Annotated in this window: 20 protein-coding genes; 15 read left to right on the top strand and 5 right to left on the bottom strand. The window is 74.7% G+C overall.

Annotation, left to right across the window (positions count from 1 at the left end; all coding sequences use genetic code 11):
• Positions 1-72 precede the first annotated feature (72 nt).
• The 5 genes from ACFVXG_RS22415 to ACFVXG_RS22395 all read left to right on the top strand — a co-directional run bounded on the left by ACFVXG_RS22415 (position 73) and on the right by ACFVXG_RS22395 (position 4973).
• On the top strand, positions 73-405 hold the full coding sequence (locus ACFVXG_RS22415; RefSeq protein WP_387930006.1) for a hypothetical protein: 333 nt from the start codon (positions 73-75) through the stop codon (positions 403-405).
• 143 nt (positions 406-548) lie between these two features.
• Complete coding sequence (locus tag ACFVXG_RS22410) at positions 549-1427, top strand: segregation and condensation protein A (RefSeq protein ID WP_387930005.1); 879 nt, start codon at positions 549-551, stop codon at positions 1425-1427.
• Positions 1428-1699: 272 nt separating this feature from the next.
• The gene (locus ACFVXG_RS22405; protein WP_387930014.1) at positions 1700-2293 is read left to right on the top strand and encodes an SMC-Scp complex subunit ScpB; all 594 of its coding nucleotides are present in this window, start codon (positions 1700-1702) and stop codon (positions 2291-2293) included.
• Between the two features lie 64 nt (positions 2294-2357).
• Positions 2358-3740: a pseudouridine synthase gene (locus tag ACFVXG_RS22400; RefSeq protein ID WP_387930003.1), complete on the top strand. Its 1383-nt coding sequence runs from the start codon at positions 2358-2360 to the stop codon at positions 3738-3740.
• Between the two features lie 225 nt (positions 3741-3965).
• Positions 3966-4973, top strand: coding sequence for a helix-turn-helix domain-containing protein (locus ACFVXG_RS22395; protein WP_387930002.1), 1008 nt, complete (start codon positions 3966-3968; stop codon positions 4971-4973).
• A 43-nt stretch (positions 4974-5016) separates the two neighbouring features.
• On the opposite strand, the gene ACFVXG_RS22390 is transcribed toward ACFVXG_RS22395, so the two are convergent.
• Genes ACFVXG_RS22390 through ACFVXG_RS22380 form a run of 3 tightly spaced genes read right to left on the bottom strand, consistent with a single transcriptional unit; the run spans position 5017 to position 9294 of the window.
• On the bottom strand, positions 5017-5379 hold the full coding sequence (locus ACFVXG_RS22390; protein ID WP_387930001.1) for a DUF952 domain-containing protein: 363 nt from the start codon (positions 5377-5379) through the stop codon (positions 5017-5019).
• 54 nt (positions 5380-5433) lie between these two features.
• On the bottom strand, positions 5434-7029 hold the full coding sequence (locus ACFVXG_RS22385; protein WP_387929999.1) for a mucoidy inhibitor MuiA family protein: 1596 nt from the start codon (positions 7027-7029) through the stop codon (positions 5434-5436).
• Between the two features lie 3 nt (positions 7030-7032).
• Positions 7033-9294 carry a DUF4139 domain-containing protein gene (locus tag ACFVXG_RS22380; protein WP_387929997.1) on the bottom strand — a complete coding sequence of 754 codons (2262 nt, stop codon included), beginning with the start codon at positions 9292-9294 and terminating at the stop codon, positions 7033-7035.
• Between the two features lie 368 nt (positions 9295-9662).
• On the opposite strand from ACFVXG_RS22380, the gene ACFVXG_RS22375 reads away from it, so the two are divergent.
• From ACFVXG_RS22375 to der, 4 genes are all read left to right on the top strand, one after another.
• Positions 9663-10748, top strand: coding sequence for a prephenate dehydrogenase (locus ACFVXG_RS22375; protein ID WP_387929996.1), 1086 nt, complete (start codon positions 9663-9665; stop codon positions 10746-10748).
• Between the two features lie 91 nt (positions 10749-10839).
• Positions 10840-11988: a DUF4419 domain-containing protein gene (locus ACFVXG_RS22370; RefSeq protein WP_387929994.1), complete on the top strand. Its 1149-nt coding sequence runs from the start codon at positions 10840-10842 to the stop codon at positions 11986-11988.
• Positions 11989-12108: 120 nt separating this feature from the next.
• Positions 12109-12822 (top strand): (d)CMP kinase, encoded by a 714-nt coding sequence (cmk, locus tag ACFVXG_RS22365; protein WP_380531289.1) that lies wholly within the window; start codon positions 12109-12111, stop codon positions 12820-12822.
• A 160-nt stretch (positions 12823-12982) separates the two neighbouring features.
• Entirely contained in the window at positions 12983-14434 is a 1452-nt protein-coding gene (gene der / locus ACFVXG_RS22360) for a ribosome biogenesis GTPase Der (RefSeq protein WP_387929992.1), read from the top strand.
• 142 nt (positions 14435-14576) lie between these two features.
• On the opposite strand, the gene ACFVXG_RS22355 is transcribed toward der, so the two are convergent.
• The gene (locus ACFVXG_RS22355) at positions 14577-15278 is read right to left on the bottom strand and encodes a hypothetical protein (protein WP_387929990.1); all 702 of its coding nucleotides are present in this window, start codon (positions 15276-15278) and stop codon (positions 14577-14579) included.
• Positions 15279-15393: 115 nt separating this feature from the next.
• Positions 15394-16284 (bottom strand): hypothetical protein, encoded by an 891-nt coding sequence (locus tag ACFVXG_RS22350; protein ID WP_387929989.1) that lies wholly within the window; start codon positions 16282-16284, stop codon positions 15394-15396.
• A gap of 593 nt (positions 16285-16877) precedes the next feature.
• On the opposite strand from ACFVXG_RS22350, the gene ACFVXG_RS22345 reads away from it, so the two are divergent.
• The 6 genes from ACFVXG_RS22345 (at position 16878) to ACFVXG_RS22320 (ending at position 22657) form a co-directional block, all read left to right on the top strand.
• Positions 16878-17657, top strand: a complete 780-nt coding sequence (locus ACFVXG_RS22345; protein ID WP_387929987.1) for a transglycosylase family protein — start codon at positions 16878-16880, stop codon at positions 17655-17657.
• Between the two features lie 215 nt (positions 17658-17872).
• Positions 17873-18250 carry a transglycosylase family protein gene (locus tag ACFVXG_RS22340; protein ID WP_387929985.1) on the top strand — a complete coding sequence of 126 codons (378 nt, stop codon included), beginning with the start codon at positions 17873-17875 and terminating at the stop codon, positions 18248-18250.
• A 121-nt stretch (positions 18251-18371) separates the two neighbouring features.
• Positions 18372-19019, top strand: a complete 648-nt coding sequence (locus ACFVXG_RS22335; protein WP_387930012.1) for an alpha-ketoglutarate-dependent dioxygenase AlkB family protein — start codon at positions 18372-18374, stop codon at positions 19017-19019.
• 231 nt (positions 19020-19250) lie between these two features.
• A complete protein-coding gene (locus ACFVXG_RS22330; RefSeq protein WP_387929983.1) occupies positions 19251-20111 on the top strand; it encodes an acyl-CoA thioesterase in 861 nt (286 codons plus the stop codon).
• A 214-nt stretch (positions 20112-20325) separates the two neighbouring features.
• Positions 20326-21114, top strand: coding sequence for a DUF1684 domain-containing protein (locus ACFVXG_RS22325; RefSeq protein WP_387929982.1), 789 nt, complete (start codon positions 20326-20328; stop codon positions 21112-21114).
• A 196-nt stretch (positions 21115-21310) separates the two neighbouring features.
• Positions 21311-22657: an MFS transporter gene (locus tag ACFVXG_RS22320; protein WP_387929980.1), complete on the top strand. Its 1347-nt coding sequence runs from the start codon at positions 21311-21313 to the stop codon at positions 22655-22657.
• Positions 22658-22673: the final 16 nt, after the last annotated feature.

The raw sequence follows: 22673 nt of genomic DNA, 5'->3' as shown, positions 1-22673 counted from the left end.
GGCCCGCCGGCGCGGCCCCCCCCCCCCCCGCGGGCCGCCGGGGCCCTGGCCGCCGCCCCGGCCGGCCCCCCCGTGTCCCCCGCCCGCGCCCCCGCCCCCGCGTCGGCCGGCCGCGCCCACCCGGGCGCGGCCGAGGAGCAGCCCGGCGCCAACGGACGCGCCCGGCCGCGCGGCCGCGCGCCGCGCCGCCCGAGCGGGCGCGAGCGGCACGACGAGAAGATCACCGTGTACGTGTCCGCCGAGGAGCTCATGGACCTGGAGCACACCCGGCTGGTGCTGCGCGGCGAGCACGGCCTGGCCGTGGACCGCGGGCGGATCGTCCGGGAGGCCATCGCGGTGGTCCTGGCGGACCTGGAGCAGCGCGGCGAGGCCTCGATCCTGGTCCGGCGGCTGCGCGGCCGCTAGGCCCGTCTGCGGGCGGCTCCGGCCCCGGGAGGCGCCCGGGCTGCCCGTGGTGGCGTGCCGAGGGCCCGTGGCGGGCCCGTGGACGGCGTGTCGGCGGCCCTCCGGGCGGGACGGCCGGTGCGGGCGGGCGAAGATGGAACGTCATGCCGAGCACCGTCGAGCCAGCCGCCAGCGCCGTGAACGCCACCGAGGAGGAGTCCCGGGGCGGGTTCCGGGTGCGGCTGGACAACTTCGAGGGCCCCTTCGACCTGCTGCTCAGCCTGATCGCCAAGCACAAGCTGGACGTCACCGAGGTGGCCCTGGCCACCGTGACGGACGAGTTCCTGGCGCACATCCGGGCGATGGGCCCGGACTGGGACCTGGACGCGGCGACCGAGTTCCTGGTGGTGGCCGCCACCCTGCTCGACCTCAAGGCCGCCCGGCTGCTGCCGGTGGCCGAGGTCGAGGACGAGGCGGACCTGGCCCTGCTGGAGGCGCGTGACCTGCTGTTCGCCCGGCTGCTGCAGTACCGGGCGTACAAGCGGGCGGCGGCGCTGTTCGGCGAGCGCTGGGCGGCCGAGCTGCTGCGGCGCCCCCGGACCGTCGGGCTGGAGCCCCGGCACGCGGAGCTGCTGCCCGAGGTGGTCATCACCATCGGCCCGGAGGGGCTCGCCCGGCTGGCGGCCAAGGCCATGGAGCCGAAGCCGGCGCCGGTCGTGTACGTGGACCACATCCACACCCCGCCGGTGAGCGTGCGCGAGCAGGCCGCGCTGGTGGCGGCGCTGCTCACCGGGCTCGGCGAGGCCTCCTTCCAGCAGCTGGTCGCGGACGCGCCGGACACCCTGGTGGTGGTCGCCCGCTTCCTGGCGCTGCTGGAGCTCTACCGGGAGCGGGTGCTGGCCTTCGAGCAGCCGGAGGCGCTCGGCGAGCTGCGGGTGCGCTGGGTGGCCGAGGAGGGCCGGGGCCCGGTCGAGGTGACGGACGAGTTCGACCGGCCCGCCGGCGGGGCGGAGCGGGCCGAGGAGGAGGACGGGCGGCGATGAGCGGCGGGAACGACGGCGGGCGGCCGGTGCGGCGCCCGCTCGGGCTGCCGGGGCGGCCGCGGGCGGAGGAGTGGCTGGAGCCGGCCTTCGAGCTGCTGCCGGAGCCGGTGGCGGCACCGGCGGCCGGGGACGCCGAGCTGCGGGTCGTGCACCAGAAGTCGGCTCCGTCGACTTCCGGTGCGACTTCCGGTGCGCCGGAGCCGGTCGGATCCGAGCCGGTCGAAGCGGAGCCGGTCGGGCCGGGGCTGCGGGCCGAGCTGGAGGCGATCCTGATGGTCGTCGACGAGCCGGTCGGCGAGGAGCGGCTGGCCGGGGTGCTGGAGCGGCCGCGGGCCGAGGTGGCCGCGGCGCTGCGCGCGCTGGCCGCCGAGTACGCGGCCCAGGGGCGCGGGTTCGACCTGCGGCTGGTGGCCGGCGGCTGGCGGTTCTACAGCCGGGAGAGCTGCGCCGAGGCGGTCGACCGCTTCCTGCTGGACGGCCAGCAGGCCCGGCTGACCCAGGCCGCGCTGGAGACCCTGGCGGTGGTCGCGTACCGGCAGCCGGTGTCCAGATCGCGGGTTTCCGCCGTCCGCGGTGTGAACTGTGACGGCGTGATGCGTACCCTGGTACAGCGAGGACTGGTGGAAGAGGCCGGATCCGAGCCCGAAACAGGTGCGATCCTGTATCGGACGACGAAATACTTCCTGGAACGGATGGGGCTCCGCGGCTTGGACGAGCTGCCGGAGCTCGCTCCCTTCCTGCCCGAGGTCGACGACGTGGAAGCGGAGTCCCTGGAGGGCACGATGATCGCGGAGGCGGTCGCCACCGCTGCCGTGCAGGCCGCGGACGGCAGTGGCGAGGCCGATCGGGCAACGCCCGATCGGTAGGGGGAGGTGAGGTCGGCCGAAACGACCGCACATCCCAGACGAAAAACGACGTACGGACACTTTGATGCGTAGCAGTGGCAACGGCAGGAACGGCAGCGGCGGCGGCAGCGGCAGCGCTCGCGGCGGACAGGGCGGGGGCCGGGGCGGCTCCTACGGCGGTAGCAGCGGCGGCGGTCGCGGCGGCTCGGGGTCGGGTTCGGGCTCGCGCGGCGGTTCGTACGGCGGCGGTTCGTACGGCGGCAGCGGCGGCGGCGGTTCGTACGGTGGCGGCTCGGGTTCGCGGGGCGGCTCCTACGGCGGCGGCTCGGGCGGCGGCGGTTCGTACGGTGGCGGCTCGGGTTCGCGGGGCGGCTCCTACGGCGGCGGCTCGGGCTCGGGTTCGAGCTCGCGCGGCGGCTCCTACGGGCGTGACGGCGGCCGCCGGGACGACCGGCGCGACGACCGTCGTGACGACCGCCGCTTCCCGGACCGCCCGCTGCGGCCCGAGGAGCGCAAGTACGACCGCCCCGAGTTCGGCGGCGGCCCGAACGCCACCCCGGCCCGCGGCGGCTTCACCGGTCGACGCCCCAGCCCGGCCCCGCGCCCGCGCCGGGAGGGCCAGGGCGCCCCGGGCGACCCGCGCCGCCAGCCGCAGCGCTCGCGCGAGCTCCAGGCCAAGATCGAGGACGCCGTGCTGGCCCGGCACGACAAGCCGGCCGTCAAGCTGCCCAAGACCTTCGGCGAGCCCGAGGGCGAGCGCCTGCAGAAGGTGCTGGCCCGGGCCGGCATCGGCAGCCGGCGCGCCTGCGAGGAGCTGATCGAGCAGGGCCGGGTCGAGGTCAACGGCAAGCTGGTCACCGAGCAGGGCAAGCGGGTCGACCCGGAGAAGGACGAGATCAAGGTCGACGGCCTGACCGTCGCCACCCAGTCCTACCTGTTCTTCGCGCTCAACAAGCCGGCCGGCGTGGTCTCCACCATGGAGGACCCGGACGGGCGCCAGTGCCTGGGCGACTACGTGACCAACCGGGAGACCCGGCTGTTCCACGTCGGCCGGCTGGACACCGAGACCGAGGGCATCATCCTGCTCACCAACCACGGCGAGCTGGCCCACCGCCTCACCCACCCGAAGTACGGCGTGACCAAGACCTACCTGGCCGCCATCCAGGGCCCGATCCCGCGTGACCTGGGCAAGCAGCTGGCCAAGGGCGTGGAGCTGGAGGACGGCTACGCGCGGGCCGACAGCTTCAAGGTGATCTCGAACGTCGGCAAGAACTACCTGGTCGAGGTGACCCTGCACGAGGGCCGCAAGCACATCGTCCGCCGGATGCTGTCCGAGGTCGGCTTCCCGGTCGAGAAGCTGGTGCGCACCCACTTCGGTCCGATCGCCCTCGGCGACCAGAAGTCGGGCTGGCTGCGCCGCCTGACCAACCCCGAGGTCGGCCAGCTGATGCGTGAGGTCGGTCTGTAGGACCCCGGCCGTACGGCCGTTGTTCGTCGGAGGGTCCCCCGCCCGTGGTGGCGGGGGACCCTCCGACGTGTGTGTGAGCCGGGACGCAACCGCTGGTCACGGCCTTGTCAGCGCCATGATCCGTGGCAGAGGATGGCCACCGGACCACCGCCCCGCCGAGTGGCGGGACTGCGCCAGGACCGGCGCCGGAGGGGTGTTCCGCGGCGAACAGGGGGAGACGGCGTCGTGTCCGATGCAGCACTGGGGCGGTCCGCCGGACATGCGCTCGGCCCGTTGGGGCTGGCCGAACCGGACGGGCGGGTGTACGCGGCGCTGGTCGCCAATCCGCAGTCCACGGCCGAGGAGCTGGCCGGGAGCTGCGGCCTGACGCTCCAGCAGGGCGTGCGCGCGCTGGACCGGTTGGCGCAGCAGGGGATGGCCACCCGGGCACCGGTGGACCGGGAGCGCTACCTGCCGGTCGCCCCGGACGTGGCGATAGGGACCCTGATCGGCCACCGGGAGTCCGAGCTGCGCAGTGCCCGGGCCGAGATGCACCGGCTGATGGACGCCTTCCGGGAGGCCTCGCGGTACACCGACCCGGCGCACTCGGTGGAGGTGCTGACCGGTGGCGAGGCGATCGCCCAGCGGCTGGAGCACATCACCGGGACCAGCCAGTACCAGGTCCGGGGCTTCGACCGCCCGCCGTACATCCAGGACCCGGTGGCGGCGATGCCGCTGCAGCGGCGGCGGATGCGGGAGGGCCTGCGGTTCCGGACCGTCTACGACCGGGAGGCGGTGGCCTGGCCCGGCCGGCTGGAGAAGAACATCCTGGTCGGCGTCGCGGACGGCGAGGAGGCGCGGGTGCGGCCGACGCTGCCGATGAAGATGATCATCTCGGACGACCGGATGGCGATCATCCCGATCAGCGTCGGCGACAGCGTGCTGGACGCGGCCTACGTCATCCACCCCTCGGCGCTGCTGCAGGCGCTGGACACGCTGTTCGAGGCCGAGTGGGAGCGGGCCGTGCAGCTGCAGGCCGCGATCGGCACCGGGGAGGCGTCGGGGGAGCCGGACGCCGACCACCGCAAGCTGCTCGGACTGCTGGCCGCCGGGCTGACCGACGAGTCGATCGCCCGGTCGCTGGGCTGGAGCGCCCGGACCACCCAGCGGCGGCTGCAGGCCCTGATGCGCTCGCTGGGCGCCACCACCCGCTTCCAGGCCGGGATGGCGGCCCGGGAGCGGGGGTGGCTGTGAGTCGGAGCGGTTGTCGGCCGGGAGGCGCGCTCTGGTCGGCTGCTCAGCTCCAGGGGCTGAGCGAGGCCCAGCGGCCGTCCGGGCCGCGCTCGACCTTCTCCAGGCCGACCACCGCGGAGCGGTTCAGCCGCCCGTAGATGTGCGGGAACAGGACGCCGGGGGTGGCGCCGGGCGGCGGGGCGCCGTGCGCGGCCTCCCACTTGACCATCGGCTCCACCAGTGCCTCCTCGATCAGCAGCACCATCAGCGGGTCCGGGGTGTCGGCGTAGAAGGAGTTGGCCACCGCGAGCGCCGTCTGCTCGTCCGCCGAGCAGTGGATGAACCCGTCGGTGAGCAGCGAGGCGGTGGCGTACGGGCGGCCGGGGTCGGACAGCCAGTCGTCCAGGGGAGCGAGATGGAGGATCATGTTCCTTTTGTACCCGCTTTCCGGTCCTGAGCGGTCGTCACGGGCCCTCCGGCGTCACAGCCCGGCCACCTTGGCGGCGGCCGAGACCTCGTACACCAGGGTGAGGCTGCGGCGGGCGCCCGGGCCGAGCGGGACGTCCCAGCGGACGATGCCCTCGGCGTCGAAGGAGTCCGGCGCCGGGGAGCACTCCTCCTTGCGCAGCCGCACCTCGACCGCGGCCACCTCCGAGACCGGCACCCGCTCGCGGACCGTGACCAGCTGCTCGTCGTGCTCCTCCGGGCCGGAGAAGCGGGACAGGTGCAGCCGGACGGTGCGGGTGGTGGTCTGGCGGCCGCTCAGGGCGGCGGTGCTGCGGCGCTCGTCGGTCTCCCGGACCACCCGGTAGCCGTCCGTACTGCCGAAGGACAGCTCGGCGTCGGCGCCGGCGGCGGTGAAGCGCAGCTCGCCGCGGCCGGTGAAGCCGCTGCCGCGGACCAGCTCGACCGGGCCGGCCAGCAGCGGGTGCCCGGCCGCGTTGCGGAACCGGACCACCTGGGTGACCAGCGGGGACAGCTCCGGGGCGCAGGCGTACTCGCTGCTCGCCGGGCCGGTGAAGGCGCCCAGCGGGACCCGGTGCGCCCGGCCGTCCGAGGGGACGGTGGCCGGCGCGGGGGCGGGCAGCACCCGGACCTCGCCGCCGTCGTCCAGGCCGGGGACGGCGGCTCCCGGGCCCAGGGTGGTGACCTCCTCCTCGCGCAGCTCGACCTCGACGGTGCGGCGCTCCTCGTCGGTGCGCTCGCGCAGGCTCAGCAGGTCCTCGGTGAGCGCGGGCGGGTCGGTGGCGAGGGCGGAACGGGCGGTGGAGAAGGTGAGCCGGGCGCCGGTCCAGTCCTCGCCGGTGCGCTGCCAGACCACCGCCTCCGACTCCAGGCGCAGCCCGGCGCCGTCCAGGACGGCCCGGTACGAGGGGCGCCACAGCGCGCAGGGCACCAGGTGGTGGACGGTCAGCGCGGCCGGGCCGGGGCGCTCGGCCTCGACCGTGAGCTCCAGGTGGGCGTGCAGCTCGGCGGGCTCCTCCTCGGCCTCGTCCAGGGCCAGCAGGGCCTGGGAGCGCTCCTGGTCCAGGCGGCGCAGCCGGGAGCGGGCGGCGCGCAGCTCCTCGGCGTAGCGCTCGCGCTCGGCGTCCACCCGGTCCAGCTCGCGGGCCCAGCGGGTGCGCTCGATCTCGCCGACGCCGGCGCCCTCGCCGACCTCGCGCAGCAGGTCCGCGGAGAGCTGGGCGAGCAGGGCGAGCCGGGCCTCCAGACGGGCTCGGGTCTGGTCCGCGAGGCGTGCCTCGGCCTCCAGGCCGTGCAGCTGGTGGCGCAGCGCGGAGTCCGCCGGGCCGGGCGGCAGCGGGGCGCGCGGGGACCAGGAGCGCACCAGCCGGGCCTCCAGCACCCGGGTGCCGGGGGCGGCGGACTCCGCGCGCAGGGTGCGGTCGACGGCGAGGGCGGTGAGCGGGCCCAGCCGCAGCCGCTGGACGCCCGCGGCGAGTTCGACGGTCACCGTGCGTTCGACCTGGGCGCGGTCCTCCAGGCAGGTGACGGCGGTGACGGGGAGCGGAACGGCGAGCGGGAGGAGGAGCGGGACGGGGAGGGGGTCTTGGAGGGGAACGGTCTCTTCGGTCATCTGTCAGTTCCTCCGGTTTCCGCCGACGATGGCCTTTCCGGCCGGGATCTTGATCTGGTAGCCGCCGTCCAGCTCGGTGCGGCCGCCCGGCGGCAGCTCCACCCGCCAGAGCCGGGTGCCGGCCGGGCACTCCGGGGTCGGGACGGTCGGGGCCTGCCAGTCGGCGCGCTCCTCGATCCGGATCTCGGCGTCGGAGGCGACCGGAACGCGTTCGCGGACCTCGACCGTGACGGGGCGGCCGAGCCGGTTCGCCAGCTGGACGTGCACCCGGTGGTCGAGCACGGTGCTGTTGCCCTTCAGCATGCCGGTGGCGGACTCGTGCAGCTCGGTGCGGCGCGCCACCTCGACGCTCTCCGTGACGCCGATGCCCAGGCTCCGGGTGCCGCCCGGGGCGAGGGTCGGCAGGGCGGCGGTGAGCAGGAACTCGTCGTCCACGGTGACCTCGACCGGGCCGGCCAGCACGGCGCGGTCGGTGTGGTTGACCAGCACCAGGGTCGCGTACACCTTCTCCTCGACGGCGGGGACGGTGACGTACTCGGGGCGGACGGAGAGCGGGATCTCGTCCACCGTGACGGTGTGCCAGGTGCCGTCGGAGGGGACGTCGGCGCGGGCGGCGGCGTCGAAGCGGTGGTCGAAGGAGCCGGCCGACGCGCGGGGCGGGACGGCGTGGCGGGGGAGGGTGAGGCCGGTCAGGCGGGGGCCCTGGTGGAACCGCTGCCGGGTGTCGTGCCCGGCCCGGGCCGGGTCCGGGCGCAGGGTGCCGCGGCGGCCGGCGGGGGCGTCGGGGCCGGCCAGCTGGAGGCCGGGGTAGTCGAGCAGGTCGGCCTCGGGGACGAAGCCGGTGCCGGGCGGCGGGGTCGCGCTGCGGCGGCCCCTGGAGCGGCGGGCCTCCTCCTGCGGGGCGTCGCCGAAGGCCTGGGCCATCGGGGCACCGCCGGGGGCCGGCGGCACCGGGGCGGCGGCCGGGCTGACGGCCGGGGCGGGGGCGCTGGGCGCGGGCGGGCCGGCGTAGCCGCCGTAGCCGGCGAAGCCGGGCGGTACGGGGGCGGAGGGCGGCTCCGGGACGGCGAGCATTCCGCCGTCGGACGGGCCGGCGGGCGCCGCCTCGTCCGCGAGGAACTCGCCGCGGGGGCCGGCCGGGCGGGCGCCGCCGAGCCGGGCCGAGAAGCGGGGGCCGGGCTTGGGCGCGCCGGGTGGGACGGGGAGCGGGACGCCGGTGCGCTTGGTGCGGTGGGGGGCGGGGCGGTCGGCCGTGGCCGTGTCGTAGCCGGTGAAGAGGTCGGACAGGCCGGCCGGGGGCTCGCGCCAGCCGGAGGGCGGCGGGGTGGGCTGGCTGCGGCCGATCCGCAGCGAGGCGAGTCGGGGCAGGTCGGTGCGGCGCTCGAGGTCGGCGGTGGACAGGGCCAGCCGGACGCCCGTCCAGTCCTCGCCGGTGTGCTGGGCGACGGCGGCGCGCAGGACCAGCTGGGCGGTGTCGGCGCCGGTGCGGTGGCTGAGGCGGTAGGCGGGCACCCAGCGGGCGGTGGGGACGCCGTACTCCAGCTCCAGTTCGATCCGGTCGGGGGTGGGGGTTGGGACTGGGGTTGGGGTTAGGGCGGTGTCGGTGGCGGGGGTGGTTTCGGGGTCGGGGGTGGTCAGGGTGAGCAGGACGGTTTCGGTGGTGCCGACCGGCTCGGTGCGCTCGGCGGTGGACGTCCGGTCCAGCCGGTCGGCGGCCAACTGGCGCTCGTGGTCGGCGAGTTCGATCTCCCGGGTGAGCTGCTCGGCGCGCTCCTGGAGGCGGGCCAGTCGCTCGTCGACGAAGTCGGCGAGCTCCAGCCAGGCGTCCGCCGGGGTGCGGCGCAGCGGCTCCTCACGTCGGCGCTGCGGCGGGACGGCGCGCAGCGCGGCGGTCTCGGCGATCGCGGCCAGGACCAGCCGGTGGCGCTCGTTCAGTGCGCTCAGACGTTCTTCGGTCTCGTCCAACTCGCGCCGCAGCTCGGGGAGTTCGCCCGGATCGCGGAGCTCGGCGAGCGCTTCGAGGCGGGCCTCGACCACCGCCGTGCCGGCCGGACCGGAGAGCACCCTGGCCCGCAGCGAATCGGCCCGCAGCGAGTCGGGCAGGCCGGTCAGCCGCAGCCGTCCGCCGGGCGGGAGCGGCACGGTGGCCCGGCGTCGGCACACCGCGCCCTCGGCGTACACCACGACGGAGTCCAGGACCGACGGGTGGGCCGGTACGGTCGGCCGTTTCGACGGCCCGGTGTGACTGCTGTGCTGATCGTCCATGCGCATCCCCTTCGTTCGCGTCCGGTCGCCCGGTGTGCCGCGGCTCGCCCCGTCGCCCCCCGGGCGGCCAGTCTGCCCCGCCCGGGGCCGGGCGTCGCCGGATTTGCCGGGGCACGGCGTGTGCACTGTGGGGGACGGGACGCGGAGCGCGGTGGTTGCCGGGGTCGGGGGTCGGCGGGGGTCGTCGGGTGGGAGGATGGGGCGCGGGCGCTCCCGGTCGGGCCCGGTCGGGCACGTTGGTCGAGCACCGTCCGTCGTTGGGCAACACCTGTCGTCGAGCACCGCCTGTCGTCGAGCACCGCCTGTCGTTTGAGCACCGCCGTGAGAACCGTCCAGTCGAGAACCGTGATCGAGGAGAGCCACCCGCCATGCGCACTGCCGTCGTCGTCGGCACCGGACTGATCGGCACCTCCGCAGCCCTGGCCCTGGCCGCACGCGGGCTGACCGTCCATCTGGAGGACGCGGACCCGGACGCCGCCCGCACCGCCGAGTCGCTCGGCGCCGGCATCACCGAACCGGCCGAGGGCCCGGTCGACCTGGCGATCATCGCCGTCCCGCCGGCCCTGGTCGGCAAGGTGCTCGCGGACTGCCAGCGCCGCAACCTGGCGCACTGGTACACCGACGTGGCCAGCGTGAAGTCCGGCCCGGGCGGCGAGATCGCCGCGCTCGGCCTCGACACCGTCCACTACATTGGCAGCCACCCGATGGCCGGCCGCGAGCGCTCCGGGCCGCTGGCCGCCCGCGCCGACCTGTTCGAGGGCCGGCCCTGGGTGCTCACCCCGACCGCCGACACCGACACCGACACGCTCAACGCCGCGCTGGAACTGGTCGCGATGTGCGGCGCGGTGCCGATCGTGATGGACGCCGCCGCGCACGACCGGGCCGTGGCCCTGGTCTCGCACGCCCCGCAGCTGGTCTCCTCGCTGGTCGCGGCCCGGCTGGAGCACGCCGACGAGACGGCCATAAGGCTCTCCGGCCAGGGCGTGCGCGACGTGACCCGGATCGCCGCCTCCAACCCCGGGATGTGGGTCGACATCCTCTCCGCCAACGCGGGCGCGGTGGCCGACGTGCTGGCGGAGGTCGCCAACGACCTGGGCGAGACCGTCACCGCGCTGCGCGCCCTGGCGGCCGAGGAGGAGGGCGCGCGCCGGTCCGGCGCCGAGGGCATCGAGGCGGTGATGCGGCGCGGCAACACCGGGCAGGCCCGCATCCCCGGCAAGCACGGCGCCCCGCCCACCCGGTACGAGACCGTCGCGGTCGTCCTCGGCGACCAGCCGGGCGAGCTGGGCCGGCTGTTCGGGGAGGTCGGCGAGGCCGGGGTCAACATCGAGGACGTCCTGATCGAGCACTCGGACGGGCAGCAGGTCGGCTTCGTCCAGCTGTCGGTGGCGCCGATGGCGGTCAAGCGGCTCACGGCGGCGCTGCGCGCGGGCGGGTGGAGCGTCCGGGACTGACAATCCGGGACTGATGTTCCGGGGTGGTCGGTGAGGGGCCGGTCGGTGACGGGCCGGGTGGTGCGGGGCCGGGTGGTGAGGGGGAGCGGGCGTGATCATCGAGTTGCCGCTGGGGGAGACCCGGCACGGGTTCGCGGGTGAGCCGGTGGACCTCGGGAACGAGCGGTTCCTGCGGGCGGTGGTGGGCGGCGGGTTCCTGGTCCGCCACCGCAGCGTGGCGGCGATGGTGGAGCGGCCGCGACCGCGGCCCGTCCGGCCGGAGTTCTCCGCGCCGGAGCCGGCCGAGCCCGAGCCGACCTGGAGCCTGCTGCTGCGCGCCGCCCACACCGCCTTCGCGGAGCACCTGCCGCTGAGCCTGTCGCCGGACGTGCTCTGGTACGCGGTGGTGCACGAGGTCGCGGTGCACGTACGGATGTACCCGCCGCGCTACCGGGCGCTGTTCGGCGCGGCCGACCGCTCGCGGGTGCTCGTCGTGCGGGACGACACGCTGGTGGGCGGCGACGCCGACTGGGCGCGGTCGGTGCGGCTGGTCCGGGAACCGCTGACGGCGGCCCTGGGCGCGGAGCTGGTCGAGCTGTTCCGGCCCGGGTTCTCGACCACCACGCCGGACGACGAGGCCTCGGCGCTGGTCGCGCTGATGGACGTGGTCAGCCCCTACTACGACTTCCGCTGGGAGACCCGCTGCGGCATCCCCCGGATCCGGCTGGAGGGCACCGCCGAGGACTGGGCGCTGCTCGCGGACCGGGTGGACGTGCTGGCCGAGCGCTTCGACTGGCTGGTGCCGTGGTTCGCCGAGCTGCGCCCGGTGCTGGCGGAGATCGCGGCCACGGCGGCGGGCGGCCCGGTGGACGAGGGCTTCTGGCGCTCGCTGTACAAGTGGGAGTCGGTGTCCGGCGGCCCGCTGGTGACCGGCTGGCTCACCGCCTTCTTCGCCCACACCCAGACCCCGGACGGGCCCCGGCTGCGGCAGACCTTCTGCTGGCGCGAGGCCGCGGGCACCTCGTACCACCGGGACGCCTTCGCGGTGAACGACTTCCCCTCGCACCTGTCCACCGTGCCGTTCGTCTGGGACCTCCTGGGCGTCGAGCGGTCCATGGTGCTGGTCGGCGGGGTGCTCGGGATCGAGCGGGACGGGGAGTTCCTGCGGCCCCGGCTGGGGCACGCGGTGCTGGAGGTGCAGCGGGAGCCCGTCGACCCGGCGGACGAGCAGGCGGACGTCCTGCCCGGGACGGGGTGGTGATCGGCCCGGGACGGGGTCCGGCCGCGGTCCATTAACCTTGAGGGAGACAATCCCCGGCCGTCCGCCCCCACAGGCGTCCGGCTCCCATGTTCTCAGCATGCTCAGAGAGAGGTTCGCCCCGTGGACACTGCCGACCGAGCGCACGCCCCGGTCGTCGTCGCCATCGACGGACCCTCCGGCTCCGGCAAGTCGACCGTCTCGCGGGCGGTCGCCGCCCGGCTGGGCCTGAGCTTCCTGGACACCGGCGCCATGTACCGGGCGATGACCTGGTGGATGCAGGCCAACGACGTGGACGTCGACGACCCGGAGGCGGTGGCCGTCGCGTGCGGCAAGCCCGTCATCGTGTCCGGTACGGACGCCGACGGGCCGACCATCACGGTGGACGGCCAGGACGTCTCCGGCCCGATCCGGGGCCCCGAGGTGACGGCGCAGGTCAGCGCGGTCGCCGCGGTGCCGGCCGTGCGGGCCCGGCTGGTGGAGCTGCAGCGCGGCTGCGCCGAGGTCGCCGAGCGCGGCATCGTCGCCGAGGGCCGGGACATGGGGACCGTGGTGTTCCCGCAGGCCACCGTCAAGGTGTTCCTGACCGCCTCCGAGTCGGCCCGGGCCGCGCGCCGGGCGGCCGAGCTGCGGGCCAAGGGCGTGGACGAGGCGACCATCACCGCGATGGCCGCCGACCTCGCGCGCCGCGACGCCGCCGACTCCTCCCGGGAGACGGCGCCGCTGACCCAGGCCGCGGACGCGGTGCTGGTGGACACCAGCGAGCTCACCCTGGAGCAGGTGATCGGCCGGATCACCGCCCTGGTGGAGGAGCGGGCCGGGCTGTCGTCGGTCTGACCGGCTGACCATTTTTTGGTCGTATCGGCCGACCGGCCGATCATTGAACGAACCGCGGGCCGTCAGGCGCCGCGGACGAAACCATCGCGCTGCCCCAGCGGGGCAGGTACGCACGGCACGCCCCTGGGAAGGGCCGGGCCGGGAAACGGAACAGACGAACATGACCGAAGAGCACTCCGCCGGCCCCGGCGAGCTGGACGCCGCCGACTACGCCGAGTACATGGCCCTGGCCGCCGAAGAGGGCTTCGACCTCGACGGCTTCGACGGCGTGGACGGCGCCGAGCTCGTCCGCCTGCCGGTGCTGGCCGTCGTCGGCCGCCCGAACGTCGGCAAGTCGACCCTGGTGAACCGCATCATCGGCCGCCGCGAGGCCGTCGTCGAGGACAAGCCGGGCGTCACCCGCGACCGGGTCACCTACGAGGCCAGCTGGAACGGCCGCCGCTTCAAGGTGGTCGACACCGGCGGCTGGGAGATCGACGTCCTCGGCATCGACGCCATGGTCGCCGCGCAGGCCGAGCTGGGCATCGAGCAGGCCGACGCGGTCCTGTTCGTCGTGGACGCCACAGTCGGCGCCACCGACACCGACGAAGCCCTGATCAAGCTCATCCGCCGGGCCGGCAAGCCGACCGTGCTGTGCGCCAACAAGGTCGACGGCCCGTCCACCGAGGCCGAGGCCGCCTACCTGTGGTCGCTGGGCCTGGGCGAGCCGTTCCCCGTCTCCGCCCTGCACGGCCGCGGCTCCGGCGACCTGCTGGACGCCGTCATGGACGCGCTGCCCGAGGCCCCGCCGCAGACCTTCGGCGACGCCGCCCCCGGCGGCCCGCGCCGGATCGCGCTGATCGGCCGACCCAACGTCGGCAAGTCCAGCCTGCTGAACAAGGTCGCCGGCGAGGAGCGGGTGGTCGTCAACGAGCTGGCCGGCACCACCCGCGACCCGGTCGACGAGATGATCGAACTCGGCGGCAAGACCTGGAAGTTCGTGGACACCGCCGGTATCCGCCGCCGGGTCCACCTGACCGCCGGCGCCGACTTCTACGCCTCGCTGCGCACCTCCGCCGCGCTGGAGAAGGCCGAGGTCGCGGTCGTCCTGATCGACGCCAGCGAGACCCTCGCCGAGCAGGACACCCGGATCATCACGATGGCCGTCGAGGCCGGGCGCGCCGTCGTCGTCGCCTACAACAAGTGGGACCAGATCGACGAGGAGCGCCGCTACTACCTGGAGCGCGAGATCGAGCGCGACCTCGTCCAGGTGCAGTGGGCCCCGCGCGTCAACGTCTCGGCCAAGACCGGCCGGCACATGGAGAAGCTCGTCCCGGCGATCGAGACCGCGCTGGCGGGCTGGGAGACCCGCATCACCACCGCGCGTCTGAACGCCTTCCTCGGCGAGCTGGTCGCCGCCCACCCGCACCCGATCCGCGGCGGCAAGCAGCCGCGCATCCTGTTCGGCACCCAGGCGGGCATCCGTCCGCCGCGCTTCGTGCTCTTCGCCTCGGGCTTCCTGGAGGCGGGCTACCGGCGCTTCGTCGAGCGTCGTCTGCGTGAGGAGTTCGGCTTCGTCGGGACGCCGATCTCGATCTCGGTGCGGGTCCGGGAGAAGCGCAAGCGGAAGTAGCAGTGAGCAGGTAGTAGTAGCAGTACGAGCTGGAGGGCTCCGTCACCGGTGGTGGCGGGGCCCTTCGGTCGTTCCGGGACCTGCTGAGCCAGGGGCGTCGGTGCCGCGCGGGCCCGTCAGCGGTGCCGACCGCGCGGGTACGTCAGCGGTGGTCGCCGGTGCGGCCCGGGGGGAGCGAGAGCATCTGGCGGTGGCGGCCGCCGGTGGGGGGCGGGGCGGTGGCGAGGCCGGTGGCGGTGCCCAGGACCGGGGAGGGGGCGGGCGGCGGGGCGGGCACCGTGTGCGGGGCCGCGCCCAGGTAGCCGGCGGCGACCCAGCCCTGGCCGTGACCGCCGCTGGTGGCGGAGGCGGCCGTGGCGGCGACGGGCTCGGGGTGGGGGTGGGCTTGGGGCTGGGGGTGCGGGTGGGCGTGGCTGTGGCCGTGGTGGTGGGACTGGGCGTGCGCCGGGTGCTGGTTGTGCGTCGGGTGCTGGGTGTGGTGCTGGTGCGGGGAGTGGTGCTGGGTGTGGGGCTGGTGCGACTGCGCCGGCATGAACGAGGGGAGGCCGGACGGCTGGCCCCCGTAGGTGTGGACGGCCTGGTGCTGCGCCGACGGGTACGGGCGCTGCTCGCCGAGCAGCGGGTAGCCGTCGCGGATCGCGAAGCCGGTGAACCTCAGGTCCTCCTCGCCCGAGCGGTCGCCGGGCAGGGCGCGGAACAGCCGTCGGTACTCGGAGTACAGCTCGTCGTAGATCGGGGTCGTCGAGTGCGGGTGCTCCGCGTCGTACGACGGGCGCATGCCCGGGATCGAGCGGGGGGCGGTGGTCGACCGTCCGGCGGGTGCGGAGACGTCGTAGCTGTACACGTAGGGGCCAACGAGTGAGAGGCGGCGGGGATGCGGGGGCGTTCGGCGTACGGAGGGGCGGGCGGGAGGCCGTAGCCGGGCCGCGGCCGCCCGCCCGTCGCACCGGGGCGGCGGATCAGGTGCCGGCGAGCGGGAGGGAGGCGGCGACCACCTGGCCCAGCGCGACCGCCCGCTCCAGCGCCTGGCGCAGCAGGTCCTCGCGGGGCTGGCGGCCGACCATGCCGGCCGGGACGGCGTACATGGTCACCTCGGAGAGCTGGCTGGCGGCCATCCGCCAGGCGTCGGTGACCTGGAGCGGCTGGTGGGCCTGCCACCAGCCGGTGCTGCCGCCGGCCGCGGCGGGCTGCAGGATCGCGTGCAGCTTGCCCATGGCGACCAGGACCGACCAGCCGGGCAGCTGCTCTGGGGTCTCGTCGAGGTCGGCGACCGGCTGGAAGCCCGCGTCCTGGAGCAGGTCGAGGAACTCGTCCTCGCCGGAGGTGCTGCCGGGACGGCCGACCGGGCCGGTGGGCTCGACCACCAGGGAGGCGTGGCCGACCTTGCCGTGCAGTACGAGCCCGCAGGTGATGCCGAGGATGGCGGCCTGGCCCGGGGCGGTCGGCTGGGTCACGGGACCGCCGGGCGCGGTCGGCGCCGGGACGGAGAGGTCCGGGGCGGTGAGGTCCGGGACGGCGAGGTCCGGGCCGGTGAGGTGCGGGGCGGGGACGGTGAGGCCCGGAGCGGCGGGCTGCGTCTGGTTGATGCTGCGGACGGCGCCGACCAGCTGCTCCTCGGCGACCGGCACCACCTGCGAGGGGATGCAGCGGGCGTGGGCGAAGGCCAGGACCGCCGTCTCGTCACCGACGAACAGCACCGTGCTGGTGGGCTCCACGTGGGTGTCGCCGGGGGTGCGGCAGGAGGTGCATTCGTAGCTGTCGGGGGCGCGGTCGCCGCCGAGTAGGCGGTCGGCCTCGTCGTCGCCGATCTCGGACCGGACCTCGTCGCTGACGTCGAGCATGCGCGGCACGGGTTCTCCTCGGATGGGTGCGGGTGGGGTCATGGGGGCGGACACGGGGAGGTCGCCATGCCCAACGGGCCCTTGTGTCAGGCGTCACGGGTGCCCGACGAGGCTGACGGGAATTGCCCCGGATCCGACCGCGCCGCGTGTTCTCCTGGTCGCAATCTGTCGATGTCGGTGACAGGACTGCCGGATTGAAACGGTGAGGTGAGTCACGCCGACTCGATGTTTGATCTAGGAATCAATGGCCAAAGTGGACATTTCGGGCATGATTGTGTGGCTATTACCGCCGGTAACCCTTCGCTGAGCTGGGAAGACCGGTGGAGTTTTGGTTTCCCCACCGACCGGCACCTAGCTTTCTTGGCGGCGCAACGAGCGCCACCCGGGTTCACCCCCGACGCACCGCTCCCCGGTTCCGACCGGGCGCGGCAGGTGCCCGCCGACGCGATCGCTCGAACAGGTCGCCGGCGAGCGGCTGGGTGGCCAGGGCGGCAGAGGCACGTCCGACACGTGCACGGCCGTCCGACGGACGCGGCAAGTGAACGAGGCCCTTTCCAGGGTCTGGTTCCGCATGCCCGCCCGGGGCTGTCGAGAGGAACCCCATGACCTTCCGTAACGAGAACGCCGCTGCCACCACCACCGCCGCCACCAAGCGCAACCGCGTTCGGATGGCCGTCGTGGCGGGCGCCGCTGTCGCGGCCCTGCCGGTGGCCGGCCTCGTCACGGCCACTTCGGCCTCCGCCGCCCCCGTCTCCACCTGGGACGCTGTCGCCCAGTGCGAGAGCGGCGGCAACTGGGCCATCAACACCGGCAACGGTTTCTACGGCGGTCTGCAGTTCACCTCCAGCACCTGGGCCGCCTTCGGCGGCACCGCGTACGCCGGCCAGGCCAACCAGGCCACCAAGGCGCAGCAGATCTCCGTCGCCGAGAAGGTCCTCGCCTCCCAGGGCCCCGGTGCCTGGCCGGTCTGCTCCGTCAAGGCGGGCCTGACCAAGGGTGGCGCCCCGGCCGCCGTCGACACCACGGCCGGCACCTCCGCCGCCAAGCCGGCGCAGACCCCCGCGCCGAAGACCGCCACCCCGAAGGCCGCGGCCGCCCCCAAGGCCGCCGCGCCGAAGGCCGCTGCCCCGAAGGCCGAGGCCGCCCCGAAGGCCGCTGCGCCGAAGGCCGACGCCGCGCCGAAGAAGGACGCCGCCAAGTCCTGGACCGGCTCCAACGACGCCAAGCCGGCCAAGGGCGACTACACCGTCAAGTCCGGTGACACCCTGAGCTCCATCGCCGCCGCGCAGGGCCTGGACTGGCACGAGCTGTACAAGAACAACGCCAAGGTCGTCGGTGGCAACCCCGACCTGATCTTCCCGGGTCAGACCCTGAGCATCTGAGGCAGGCTGAGCTGACCCCTGGTCGCTCGCCGGTCCGTCACGGCCGCTCCTCCGCCACGCGGGGGAGCGGCCGTCGGCGTTCCCGGCGTGTCGGGGCGGTGTGGCGGCAGACCTCTCTAGGGTCGGCTGCCGTGCCGCATTCGTATGACGATCGGACAGGTCGGGTTGTGGTCCGGGCCGTGGTCCGGGCTGTGCTCCGGGTGGGTGCCGCTGCGGTGGCCGCCGTAGTGGTGGGGGTGGCCGCGGGGGTGGGTGGCGTACGGGCCGGTGCGGCCGTGCGGGTCGCGGACCTCATCTGGGACGAGCTCGCCGACTGCGAGAGCGGCGGCGACTGGCGGGCCGACACCGGCAACGGGTTCTACGGCGGTCTGCAGATCCGGCCGACCACCTGGGCGGACGCCGGCGGGCTGCGCTTCGCCGACCGGCCCGACCACGCGGGCCGGCGGGAGCAGACCACCGTCGGGGAGGAGATCCTGCGGCAGCAGGGGTGGGAGGCCTGGCCGGCCTGCGCGCGGGAGCTGGGGATGATCGGGCCGGGGGAGGGGGCGCGGCTCGTGCGGGAGGATGGAGGATGGTGGGGTGATCCAGGGTGAGCTGTTCGGTGACCGGTTCGGTGACGAGTTCCGTGACCCGTCGGGTGACCTGTCGGGTGAGCGGCCGGGTGAGCCGGCCGGTGACCCGTCGGGTGAGCGGCCGGGTGAGCGGACCGCCCGGGTGCGGTCCGAGTCGGCTCCCGGGGCCGTGCTGCTGCCCGGTTGGCTGGACCGGGCCGCGCAGCTGCGACTGGTCGCCGCCTGCCGGGAGTGGGCCCGCCCGCCGGCCGGGCTGCACAGCGTGCGGATGCCCACCGGCGGGGTCATGTCGGTGCGGATGGTGAGCCTCGGCTGGCACTGGTACCCCTACGGGTACGCGCGGACCGCCGAGGACGGCGCCCCGGTCAAGCCGTTCCCGCCCCTGCTCGGGGAGCTCGCCCGGCGGGCGGTGGCGGAGGCGTACGGCGACGCGGTCGGGGAGGTGGCGGGCGCGGCGGCCTACGAGCCGGACACCGCGATCGTCAACCACTACCCGCACGGCGCGAAGATGGGCCTCCACCAGGACCGCGACGAGCGCGCGGACGCGCCGGTGGTCTCGTTCTCGCTGGGCGACACCTGCGTCTTCCGGCTCGGCAACACCGAGACCAGGACCCGGCCGTGGACGGACCTGGAGCTGCGCAGCGGGGACCTGCTGGTGTTCGGCGGGCCGGCCCGGTTCGCGTACCACGGGGTGGTGCGGACGCTGCCGGGGACGGCGGATCCGGGGCTGGGGCTGGACCTGGTCGGGCGGCTCAACGTCACGGTGCGGCAGTCCGGGCTGGGGGCGTAGCCCGGGGGCCGTCCGTTCGTCCGTCCGCCCGTCCGCCCGTCCGTTCGTCCGTCCGTTTGTCTGGGCTGTCGTCCCGGCTGTCGTCTCGTCTGCTCATGGTTCGTTCATTCGTTTCGTTTACTCGTTCGAGTGAATCGGCCGTTGGGAGTCGGTGAGCGGGAATGTCCCGGGTCGCTGGAGAATTCGAGTGAGCTGGAGAACTCGATCGGAATCACGAGAGGGAGCGCGCGCATGGGTACCCCCGTCGACGACCTCGTCGATCTGCTCGACCTGGAGCAGATCGAACTGAACATCTTCCGCGGGCGCAGTCCCGAGGAGGCTCTGCAGCGCACCTTCGGTGGCCAGGTCGCCGGGCAGGCGCTGGTCGCGGCGGGGCGCACGATCGAGGACGCGCGCCCCGTCCACTCGCTGCACGCGTACTTCCTTCGCCCCGGGCTCCCCGGCGTGCCGATCGTCTACCAGGTCGACCGGCTCCGCGACGGCCGTTCCTTCAGCACCCGCCGGGTGCTCGCCATTCAGGGCGGTCGGTCGATCTTCGCGCTCACCGCCGACTTCCACAGACCGGAGGAGGGCAGCATCGAGCACCAGTACCCGATGCCGGAGGTCCCGGCGCCCGAGAGCCTGCCCAGCGCCCTGGACGAGGTGGGATCCCGGCTCGGCGAGCTGCCCCCGTTCATCAGCCGCCGCCAGCCCTTCGACATCCGCTACGTCGAGCGCCTGCGCTGGAACAAGAAGGACCTGGTCGACGTCGAGGCGCGCAGCGGCGTGTGGCTGCGCACCAACGGCCCCCTGCCGGACGACCCGCTGATCCACGTATGTGCTCTCACCTACGCCAGCGACATGACGCTGCTGGACGCCGTGCGCGCCCCCGTCGAGCCGCTCTGGGGCACCCGGCACTTCGACATGGCCTCGCTCGACCACGCCATGTGGTTCCACCGGCCGTTCCGGACCGACGACTGGCTGCTCTACCAGCAGGAGTCCCCGATCGCCCACGGCGCGCGCGGCCTGGCCCGCGGCCAGATCTACGACCGGTCGGGGCAGCTGGTGGTGTCGGTGGTGCAGGAGGGCCTGTTCCGGCCGTTGAAGGGCTGACCGTCGGTGTTGAAGGGCCGGCCGTCGGTGTCCCGGCCCGGGTGTCGGTGCTCCAGCTGCCGTCTGTTGCCGCCGCATTGCAGTCTCCTTTCGGGTGCGGCGGCCTGCCCGGTCCGTGGAATGATCCGCACCGGCGGTCGGTGTTGTGCAGGATGACCGATACGGACGGCCCGAACGGCGGGCCGTCCGCGGACCGGACCGGGAGGGTTGACCGATGACGGCGACGGCCGCGGAGGACTGGAAGCACTGGAGTGACGGGCGGGCGGCGTCGGTGAGCGCGCTGCACGGCCAGCTCGCACTCACCGGCACGCACTGGCTGGAGCCCGAGCCGGTCGAGGTCCCGGGCCTGCCCGGGCTCTGGTGGGCCGACGCCGAGGGCGTCCGGGTACGGGCGGCGGCCGGCGACGGCATCACCGTCGACGGCGCCGACGGGCCGGTGGACGGCGAGGTGCTGCTGCGCCCGGACACCGACCCGGCCGCCGACACCGCCACCCTGGGCGACCTGCTGCTCGTCCCGATCGAGCGGGAGGGCGAAATCGCCCTGCGGGTCTTCGACCCGTCCGCGCCGAGCCGGACCGGCTTCGCGGGCATCTCCGCCTACCCCTACGCGCCCGAGTGGGCCGTCCCCGCCGTCTACACCCCCTTCGAGGAGGAGGGGCAGTCGGTGGTGGTCCCGAACGCGGACGGCAAGGACCGGCCGCTGGCGATCACGGGCCGGATCGAGTTCACCGTCGCCGGTGAGCACCGCACCCTGACGGTCGGCCGCTCCGGACAGCACCTCACCGGCGTCATCGCCGACGCCACCAGCGGTATCGACACCTACCGCTTCCGGTTCATCACCCTGCCGGCGCCGGACGACGAGGGGCGGACGGTCCTCGACCTCAACCGGGCCTACCTGCCGCCCTGCGCCTTCGCGGACCACTTCATCTGCCCGTTCCCGCCGCCGGGCAACCGGCTGGACTTCGCGGTGGAGGCGGGGGAGAAGCAGGTGCTCACCAGGTAGTCCGCGGGGGCCGGGGCGGCGTGCCCGGTCTGTTGTGTTCGGTCTGCTGTGCTCGGGTCGTCGTGCCCGGTCCGTCGTGCTCGGTCCGTCGCGGCGGGCCGAGCACGGGTGGGGGCCGTGCCTTCCCGCCGATTGAGGTGTGCAGGGCGGGACCCGGTGTCGGGTGCGGCGGGGGCCGGGGCAACCATGGACCGTTGTGACCAGCAACCAACCTCCTGATACCCCGACCGCCGACGCCGCTTCTGCCCCCGAGCCCGTCGCCGTCCCCTCTTCCAGCCCCTCCTCCCGTCCCTCCCCCTCTCCGGCCGTCCCCTGGTACCGGCGGGCCTTCGCCGACCTCAGCCCGCTGCGCGAGAACGCCGACTACCGCCGGGTCTGGTCCGGGCAGGCGGTGTCCTCCATAGGCCAGCAGATGACCGCGGTGGCCGTCTCCGTCCAGGTCTACGACCTGACCGGCTCCGCCTTCGCGACCGGCCTGGTGGGACTGTTCTCGCTCGTCCCGCTGGTCGCCTTCGGCCTGTACGGCGGCGCGATCGCCGACACCGTCGACCGCCGCAAGCTGGGCCTGGTCGGCTCGGCCGGCCTGGCCGCCGTCTCCGCCCTGCTCGCCGCCCAGGCCCTCGCCGGACTCAGCCTGGTGGCGCTCCTCTACGCCGCCGTCGCCCTCCAAGCCGGGTTCTTCGCGCTCAGCTCGCCCGCCCGCTCGGCGATGATCCCCCGGCTGGTCCCCGCCCACCAGCTCCCGGCGGCGAACGCCCTGAACACCGTCAGCATGAACCTCGGCCTCACCGTCGGTCCGATGCTCGGCGGCGTCCTGATCGGCGCCTTCGGCGCCCAGGCCGCCTACCTCGTGGACACCGTCGCCTTCACCGGCACCCTCTACGCCGTGTGGCGCCTGCCCGCCATGCGGCCGGAGGGCGAACGCAAGGGCCGCGCCTCCGTCCTCGACGGCCTGCGCTTCCTGCGCGAGCAGCCCAACCTGCGCACCAGCTTCCTCGCCGACCTCGCCGCGATGATCTTCGGCATGCCCCGCGCCCTCTTCCCGGCGATCGCCGCCACCTTCTACGCCGGGGACGCCCGCACCGTCGGCCTGCTCGTCTCCGCCCCGGCCATCGGGGCCCTGATCGGCGCGCTCTTCTCCGGCTGGGTCGGCCGGGTCCGCCGCCAAGGCGTCGCGATACTCGCCGCCGTCTCCGCCTGGGGCCTCGCCATCGCCGCCTTCGGCGCCCTCCACAACCTCTGGCTCGGCCTCCTCCTGCTCGCCGTGGCCGGCTGCGCGGACACCGTCAGCATGATCTTCCGCAACACGATGATGCAGGTCGCGGCCCCCGACGAGATGCGCGGCCGCCTCCAGGGCATCTTCATCGTCGTCGTGGCCGGCGGCCCCCGCCTCGGCGACTTCGAATCCGGCGCCGTCGCCGCCCTCAGCAACCCCGCCACCTCCGTCATCACCGGCGGCCTCGCCTGCGTCGCCTGCGTCCTCCTCCTCGCCGCCCGCCGCCCCGCCTTCCTCACCTACGACGCCCGCCACCCCACCCCCTGACCCCCCACTCCACCCC

This window comes from Kitasatospora sp. NPDC058162 (assembly GCF_042884005.1).
Lineage (GTDB): Bacteria > Actinomycetota > Actinomycetes > Streptomycetales > Streptomycetaceae > Kitasatospora.
Note: the sequence above shows the minus strand (reverse complement) of the source record. Positions and strands in the feature narration are given on the sequence as shown.